Origin of the sequence: Mesorhizobium sp. M7A.F.Ca.US.006.04.2.1 (assembly GCF_004022915.1) — a bacterium.
GTDB lineage: Bacteria > Pseudomonadota > Alphaproteobacteria > Rhizobiales > Rhizobiaceae > Mesorhizobium > Mesorhizobium ciceri.
In genome coordinates this window covers 1-7,302 of the sequence record NZ_RZQA01000262.1, presented here as the reverse complement: position 1 = coordinate 7,302, position 7,302 = coordinate 1, and the positions used below count along the sequence as shown (strand labels likewise).

The following is a 7,302-nucleotide window of genomic DNA, read 5'->3' as shown; positions in this document are numbered from 1 at the left end:
ACGAGGTATCGCCCCAAACCTGACGCTTGTTCGCAAATTTCAGCCCACCCAAAATTGCTGCACCGGCACACCGCTGCATTAGCCCCGGCTAACAATATCACATTCGTGATTACCAACAAGTTTCAATCGCGCGATGCGCCGGAAAGCCGTTCGGGCCGGCGTGTCGTCAGGCCGGCTTCAGCCGCATCGCGGCGAGATACATGAGCGCCGAGGTGGCCTGCCCGCGGTCCCAGCCGGCAGCCTCGACCTTGCGGAGCAGGGCGTCGAGATGCGGAGCCAGCATATCCCTGCATTCCTGTTCGTAGGCGGTGCTCATCGCCGGATGCCGCGGTGCGCCAATGGTCAATGCCTTGGCCATGTCCGTTTCCCCCTTTGAGCGAGCAACGCTATACCGTCGGCCGGCAAACCGAAGATCGCTCCTTGCCGTCGGTGTGAGGCTTCGAAGCCTGCTTCGACCCGCGGCAAGCGCCCTGTCGAGAAAAATTGGCCTGGTGTGTCGGATCTGGCGTCCGTCGCGCGTCCTAGGAGCGAGCAACCTGCAAAGCTGGAGAACGAGCATGTCGTCGCAAATCACTCAATCGCCGTGGCAGACCGCGGCCCTTCTCATCGCCCGGCTGATTTTCGCCGGCGTCTTCCTGATGGCGGTGACGTTCAAATTCATGGGCATGGCGGCCACCGCCGGCTATATCGCCGCCGCCGGCTTTCCGTTTCCGCTGTTCCTGGCCTGGTGCGCGGCGATCCTGGAAGTCGCGCTGGTGCTGTGCTTCCTGACCGGCGCCTTCTTCACGCAGGCGGCCCTTGTCGCCGCCGCCTATGTGCTGTTCCTGGCCCTTGCCTTCCACGGACCCAGCCACTGGGCCGGCAACCAGGCCGAGTTCGGCTTCTTCATCGACCATTTTTCGTTCCTGGCCGGACTGCTGTTTGCGGCGGTACATGGACCGGGCAAGGTGCTTTCGCTCAATTTGGGATGGCCGGGCAGGGCTTGAGGCGAGGGCAGTGGGCCACCGCGGACGCATGCCGGCCCGCCGGCACCGTTCACAGCTGGTCGTTGTAGGGTTCCTTTATCTTGCCGACCATGCGGGCCAGCTTTGAGAAGGACGGCAGCTCCGCCTCCGGCTGGCACTGGTTGGCGAGTTCCAGCAGCCGGATCGGAAAGTTGACGGCGTCGCGGCTGGATGCGGACATGCCTTCGGATCGTTCCTCGTTGGTTTCGCCGGCCTCGGTCTTGCGCAGGGCCAGGTCGATTTCCTCCGCCGTCAGCACCCCCTTTTGAACCAGGAGACGATTGATCGAGGCGACGGCCATCAACAGGCCTTCGAGTTGCAGGTTGGCGACATTCATGGCGATTGCTCCCGTGGCTGGGGTTGAAACGCACGAGCGGCATTTCCGCTCCAGAAAGTCTGCGGGCGAACGCCTATTCCTGCGTCAGCCGTTCGCCATATTCGCGCCACAGCGCCTTGACCTCCAGGTTGCCGAGGCTGCCGATCGAAACATCCCCACAGCTGATGGCGACGGCGCCGACGTCGTATTGGGGGTAGGCGTTGGCGACGAAACGGATGGCTTCGCCCAGCGAATGCACGCGGATGACTGGATCGGCCTGACCCTGGCCGGTGCTGCACACGCCGGAAACCGTGGCTGGTGCATGTCGCATCCTGAACACGGATGCCATGGCTGGTCTGTCCATCGTCCTCTCCCACAAGGCCGTGCGACGGGAATCATTCCATGAGCTTCGACGAATGATTTCACACCTGCCGGCTTATGACCAGCCGCCGGCAAAAGCAGGGTTTTATGCGCTTTGCCAGCGTCGCTCAGCGCGGGAGTTTCGACCAGACTAGGAATTTTTTCTCAGAAAATGGTTGACGGGGTGAGTGCAGCTTCGCCTTCCAGACGCTGAACCCTGTGATCGGCACCGACGACATTGTGCTGTCGTTCTACCAGTCCGACGACACCGTCGGCGATATCCAGGCAGCCGCGCAAGGCATCATCGACCAGGCCCAGGCCGCGGCGGACGTAGCGACGGGCGCCATGACGACCGTGCTCGATCCGCAATTCGCGACAAAGGCGACTGCGGAGGCATACTCGCCGGCGGTTGCGCCCACATACATCCGCACCGCCTTCTACGACAGCTCTCAGGTGGCAGGCAGCGGCGCTGTGTACCGCAAGAATGGAACGAATGTCGGGGATTTGGTGATCACGCTGAGCGATGGCATGACGAAAACAGGCTATACGCTCGCCTCAACCCCGGTGACGGCATCAATGCTCGGGGCGCGTGGTGGCGGTGTGAATGCCACGGCTGCTATCAGTGCACTGCTCGCGGGCAGCTATCCGCATGTGCTGATTGACGGCTCCTACCAGACCGACGGCAACCATACGATCTCGACAGCGAAGAAGCGCGTCGAATGCCTGGGCGGCTCTGCCCTGATCCTGCGCGCGCCAGTCGGTGCCGTTACCGGCCACCATCCCGTCATCGATATCGCTGCCGATGACGTCCTGATAGACGGGGACCTCACGATTGATGGTGGATCACATGCCGGCTACCAGGCTTCTATCGGTATTCGCGTCGGCCTCTCCACTGGTGCACGCCGGAAGCGGCCGACAATCCGCGGCGTGAAAGTCCGTAATCTCGGCCTTGCCGGTGTGATGGCGCTCTGTGTCGACAGCCCGACGATTGAGGACATTGACGGCTATAACATCGTCACGCCAACCGGCGGCGAGTTTGGCGACACGGTTTACGTGGCCGGCGTCCGCAAGCCGATCCTGCGCAACATCCGGTCGGCGAAGTGCAAACGCGACGGTGTCGTGTTGACCTATACGGGGAATCTAAACACCACCGACGTGTTGGTCGACGGGGTTTTCGCCGATGCACATCTCGACAGCCCCTCCGCCGGTGTCTGGGTGGAGATGACCGGTGCGCGAGATCCGCGAGGGATCATAACTAACGTGGTGGCGAATGACTGTCTGATTGGCGTAGCTGCGACTGACGCCAACAGCGAGATCGTCATTTCGAATGTCAAGGCAATCGGCAACCGGCTCTCCGGTAGTTCTGCCGGTAACGTCTTCGGCGTTCAGATTCAGTCGGGCCGGCTCGATAACTGGTACATCGATCGCTACAACACAGCCCTGCAATTGGAACCAAACGGCGAATATCAGTTCGCCCTCAGCTCGCAAGTTGGATCGTTTGCGATTAGCGAAACGATCAGCGGCGGCACCTCTGGCTCGACCGGAACCCTGCGGTTCCAACATTTTGAAATCGTCATTACCGGTTCAACCCTCGACTATGAACTCGGTGAGACGGTGACAGGCGGTTCATCCGGCGCGACGGGCATCTTGGTCGACTTCTTTGCCAACGTGCTGAGGGTCTTGCCGATAAGCGGAACGTTTCAGGCCGCTGAAACAATCACTGGAGGCACCTCTGCGATTGCCAAAACGGCAAACAGCGCGACCCAGCGCATCTATGTGCGCGGTTCGGCCGGCATCTTTCGGGCTGGCGAGACTATCACGGGCGGAACGTCAGGTGCCACAGCCGTAATCGCCGCGCCCTACCAGACGCCACTTGCGATCGGCCCGGGCACGTTGATGAACTGCTCGACCGACGCCATTGTCGTTGCGAACGTAGTGACACCGGCGAGCCTTAGCCTTTCTGGCATCAGGGGAAACACCCAGTCGCATGGCGTCCGGTTCAATCTTTCGGTGGGCCAACGGCTGCGCAAAGCCAGTCTCAGGGACATCGCCCTGAAGAACCCGACCTCCATTGGCGTTGCCTTTCGGGTAACCACCGGCGGCGCGATAGACGAAATGCTGGTCGATGGCTTTGACATGACGGAATGGGTTGGCGATGGCACCGGCAGTTCCATCACGGCCGGCACCGTGACCAGGTTTATTGGCGGCAACAATCCCGGCCTGCAGGGGACGTCGAGTGTGCCGATCAATCTGAGCGTTAACACAACGCTGTCCGGGCTTCACAACCGGGCACTCTGCCACAACAACGGCGCCGGCGCGACGTGCACACATACGCTGCCGCCTGCCGTGCCTGGCCTTCGGATCGGCTTTGCCGGAGTACACGCAACCCATGTCATGAACATCGAGCCCAACGGGACGGACACGATCAAGGGCGGCGGTGCAGGCAAATATCTCATTCTCGATCCCGGCGAGCGTGTAACCCTGGAGGCCTATACGGTAGGACTGTGGGTTGTCAGTTCGGCTATCGGCTGGTCAGGGGATTTCGAAGCCTAGGATGAATTCGCAACTTTGCGTAAGGGTACTGCGTCATGCCTAAGTTGATCGTTGCGAGGATGACGAAAACTAGAGGATACGTCAGCTTCAATTTTGTGGCCAACAACACAATCGACAGGCCAATGCCCAAGAGCGGCAAGCTCAACAAATACATGGCAATCCCTATAACTGCCCATAAGCCGTATCGGAGCAGAAAGTCGAGGCCAACGCCGAGATAGCCAAATGTGAAGAACATCGGTATCTGATTTTCGCTTAGGCCAAACAACGTTATCCGCTGGTAGGAAAATGCCCACTCCATCATCTGATCGTGCTGCGTGCCTTCGATATAGAGTTGCGATCTTGTTTCAAGATTCAGCAATGCCCAATATATAGTGATTGAAAGCAGCGCTATGCCGCCGGCGGCGACAAGAATCCTCCATCTTCGAACGGCAAAAAATTGGTGGAGCCCAACAATTCCGCAGAACATTGCGACGAACATCATGCCGCCCAGCGACATCGTCGCGATCGCTGAAAGAATGCCTAAAATTGAGACCTTAGAGAGCTTGCGCGAGAGGGCATACTCGCCAGCAAGCAGGCTTGCGATCATAGTCGAATGGGTACCCGGTTCATTCGACAAGCCTGCAAAGCGCGGCACTCTGCCGACGGCAAGCTCAAGTCCTTTCTTACTCATGACCGTCTGATCACCAAGGCCAAGACTTGCAAGCGGGTCAAAATAAGTTCGGAACGCCACGAAATAGAAAATCTGGAACAGGACCATAAGCGCGTGCGCAGCGATCGCCCATCGCAAACCAACCAACAAAGGACGACTGTCTCTGGCAAAGCAAGCTGGAACGAGGATGAGAGCCAAGCTGCTGCCAATAGTGCCTAGGACTGCTTTAGTGCCGCCATCTTCGGTGAAAGTTCCGCACATCCCGACTAGTAGGAAAGCAACGATCCAAAAAGAATTCGCCTTGACCGGCGCATTTAATAGCGGGATCAGCATGAGAAGCCCGAGGTAGCAAAAGGCGGCTACCCCGAATTGAGGCAGATAGACACTTTGCAGACTCATTGCGATGACGGCAGAGGCGGCGTAAATTGTCTTCAGTTTTTCAGCAAAAGTCGACTGCGTCGCAATGGGAATACTTTGCGTTTTTGCGTAATAGTGCGACATGGTTCTAGCAGGACTTGTACGTAGGGATTGTCCCGCAAAGAATGCCGGAGTCTGTCAACGCCGTTGCCAAGTCAAGCGCCCCGTTAATCTTGCATTGCGCTACGACAAATCTACCCAAGGTTGCCACCGTCTTCCCATCGCATGGGGTGCCGCCGCCAACAGGCTTACATTTCACATAGGCATTTTCATAAGAAAGCCTAACGCTCTGGGCTACTTTTTCCGCAGACGTCGTACCTGATGGCCTAACTCCACAGAGAACGATGGAAGTGCCATTCACCTCGAACGAACTAGCGGTGAGCACGGTCAGTCGACCTTTGATGTCCTTTATTTCTGCCAGCTTCGGCACGGCTTTGGGAGCCTTGGGAGTAGCGAATGTTAGGACGCCGATAGTCATGACAGCTCCAAGTCCGACGGCAATGGCAATGAAAGCAATTGGTCTCACGGCTGTCTCACCTCGAATCGGCTATCACTGCGCCTTTTATAAACGCGATTGTTCCCCCAGTTCGGCCAAACTCTGTAAATCCACGCCTGGTTATGTTCCGCTCCAACTCCAGCGCTTCGGCAGGGCCGGTCAATTTGGGGTGGAACTCGATGATGAGTTTTTCAAATAACTCAAAATGGTTTGGCGGAATGCTCGTTTCGGCGCCTTCGATATCCATGATTAAGACGGTTGGCCTAAACGGCAGGTCTGAAACGATTGTCGGGATTGAGAGCATAGGTATTGTGAGTCGTTCGACTTCGTTGTCTCGAGGCAACGCGCTGGACGACCAGAAATTTCGGCTTATACCGAAGCTGATAGAACCGTCGGACGGACCTACAGCGACGGTCCTAAGAATGGGCAAGCTTATCCCATTGAGGCGAAAATTCTCGCGGATGGATGCCTCTAGGCGAGGGTTTGCTTCGACCATGCAGTAGTCATCGATGCCGATGTCGATCATGCAGTTCAACGCCATGAAGCCGATCGCGCTGCCGGCCTCCAGAACCTTGTCGTGGCGACTCAGGAAGCGCAAAGCAAGAGCCGCATCTTGATCCTCGTAACCTCTGGCCATCACGTACCGCATGCGGCGGGAAACGCCATCCAAAGACAGCGTGATGTTCCGGACTGTTACCGTTCTTCTGCCGGCGGTAAGAATTTCAAAGCCAACATCGCGCACGTTCCGAATAGCTTCCAAGATCATCTCGGTTCCTTACGAGCTGGAATCAGCAGCCGAAAGTAAACGCGCCGGCCCTGCCTCTGGCAAGGTGCGTGACTCATATCCACGGCTTGCCCGGTTCAAGGTTTTCTCCGACTGCGGACTTCCTGATCATCGCATCGCTCATCGACTGAAGCGCCCGCGCTTCCCGCCTCGCATTTCCTAGACCGTGAGGTTCCTCCAACGGTCTCCCCCGACCATAGTTCAATGAGGAAAGGAAACACCATGGACCGCAACTTCGCGCGGGCGCTTGCGCTTGTTCTCAAATCGGAAGGCGGGTGGTCGGACAATCCGTCTGATCCTGGCGGCGCCACCATGAAGGGCGTGACGCTTGCCAGCTTCCGCCGCTATGTGAAGGCGGGCGCGACAAAGGCGGATCTGCGCGCGATCAGCGACGCGCAGGTCGCCACCGTTTATCGCCGCTTCTACTGGGACGCTGTGCTCGGCGCCGAGTTGCCCGATGGCGTCGATCACGCGGTATTCGATTTCGCCGTCAACAGCGGGCCTGGCCGGGCGGCCAAATATCTGCAGGCGGCCGTCGGCGTTGCGCAGGACGGCCGGATCGGACCGGTCACCGTCGCGGCGGCCAAGGCAAAGCCGGCCGGTGTGACCATCGATGCACTTTGCGATGCGCGGCTGGCGTTCCTGAAGCGGTTGCCGACATGGGCAACATTCGGGCGCGGCTGGTCGGATCGGGTCAGGTCGGTGCGGGTTCAGGCCCTGCTG

The 7,302-nt window shown here is 58.6% G+C and carries 9 protein-coding genes; 3 read left to right on the top strand and 6 right to left on the bottom strand.

Going from position 1 to position 7,302, the window contains the following annotated elements; translation table 11 throughout:
* Window positions 1–166: 166 nt before the first annotated feature.
* The gene (locus EN925_RS15885) at window positions 167–358 is read right to left on the bottom strand and encodes a hypothetical protein (protein WP_127368804.1); all 192 of its coding nucleotides are present in this window, start codon (window positions 356–358) and stop codon (window positions 167–169) included.
* Window positions 359–557: 199 nt separating this feature from the next.
* On the opposite strand from EN925_RS15885, the gene EN925_RS15880 reads away from it, so the two are divergent.
* Window positions 558–986 (top strand): DoxX family protein, encoded by a 429-nt coding sequence (locus EN925_RS15880; protein ID WP_063168563.1) that lies wholly within the window; start codon window positions 558–560, stop codon window positions 984–986.
* 49 nt (window positions 987–1,035) lie between these two features.
* On the opposite strand, the gene EN925_RS15875 is transcribed toward EN925_RS15880, so the two are convergent.
* Together EN925_RS15875 and EN925_RS15870 are read right to left on the bottom strand one after the other, a co-directional pair.
* Window positions 1,036–1,341: a hypothetical protein gene (locus tag EN925_RS15875; protein ID WP_013530780.1), complete on the bottom strand. Its 306-nt coding sequence runs from the start codon at window positions 1,339–1,341 to the stop codon at window positions 1,036–1,038.
* A 73-nt stretch (window positions 1,342–1,414) separates the two neighbouring features.
* Window positions 1,415–1,684, bottom strand: coding sequence for a hypothetical protein (locus tag EN925_RS15870; protein ID WP_127368805.1), 270 nt, complete (start codon window positions 1,682–1,684; stop codon window positions 1,415–1,417).
* A gap of 215 nt (window positions 1,685–1,899) precedes the next feature.
* On the opposite strand from EN925_RS15870, the gene EN925_RS15865 reads away from it, so the two are divergent.
* The gene (locus EN925_RS15865; protein ID WP_127368806.1) at window positions 1,900–4,233 is read left to right on the top strand and encodes a hypothetical protein; all 2,334 of its coding nucleotides are present in this window, start codon (window positions 1,900–1,902) and stop codon (window positions 4,231–4,233) included.
* Here the strand turns inward: EN925_RS15865 and EN925_RS15860 are convergent.
* Genes EN925_RS15860 through EN925_RS15850 form a run of 3 tightly spaced genes read right to left on the bottom strand, consistent with a single transcriptional unit; the run spans window position 4,202 to window position 6,561 of the window.
* A complete protein-coding gene (locus EN925_RS15860) occupies window positions 4,202–5,383 on the bottom strand; it encodes a hypothetical protein (protein ID WP_013530782.1) in 1,182 nt (393 codons plus the stop codon). The two genes, EN925_RS15865 and EN925_RS15860, sit on opposite strands and share 32 nt — an antisense overlap.
* A gap of 4 nt (window positions 5,384–5,387) precedes the next feature.
* On the bottom strand, window positions 5,388–5,777 hold the full coding sequence (locus tag EN925_RS15855; RefSeq protein WP_013530783.1) for a hypothetical protein: 390 nt from the start codon (window positions 5,775–5,777) through the stop codon (window positions 5,388–5,390).
* A 55-nt stretch (window positions 5,778–5,832) separates the two neighbouring features.
* Window positions 5,833–6,561: an FkbM family methyltransferase gene (locus EN925_RS15850; protein WP_013530784.1), complete on the bottom strand. Its 729-nt coding sequence runs from the start codon at window positions 6,559–6,561 to the stop codon at window positions 5,833–5,835.
* A gap of 240 nt (window positions 6,562–6,801) precedes the next feature.
* On the opposite strand from EN925_RS15850, the gene EN925_RS15845 reads away from it, so the two are divergent.
* Window positions 6,802–7,302, top strand: a 501-nt coding sequence (locus EN925_RS15845; RefSeq protein WP_128336687.1) for a glycosyl hydrolase 108 family protein, incomplete at its 3' end; no start/stop codon positions are given.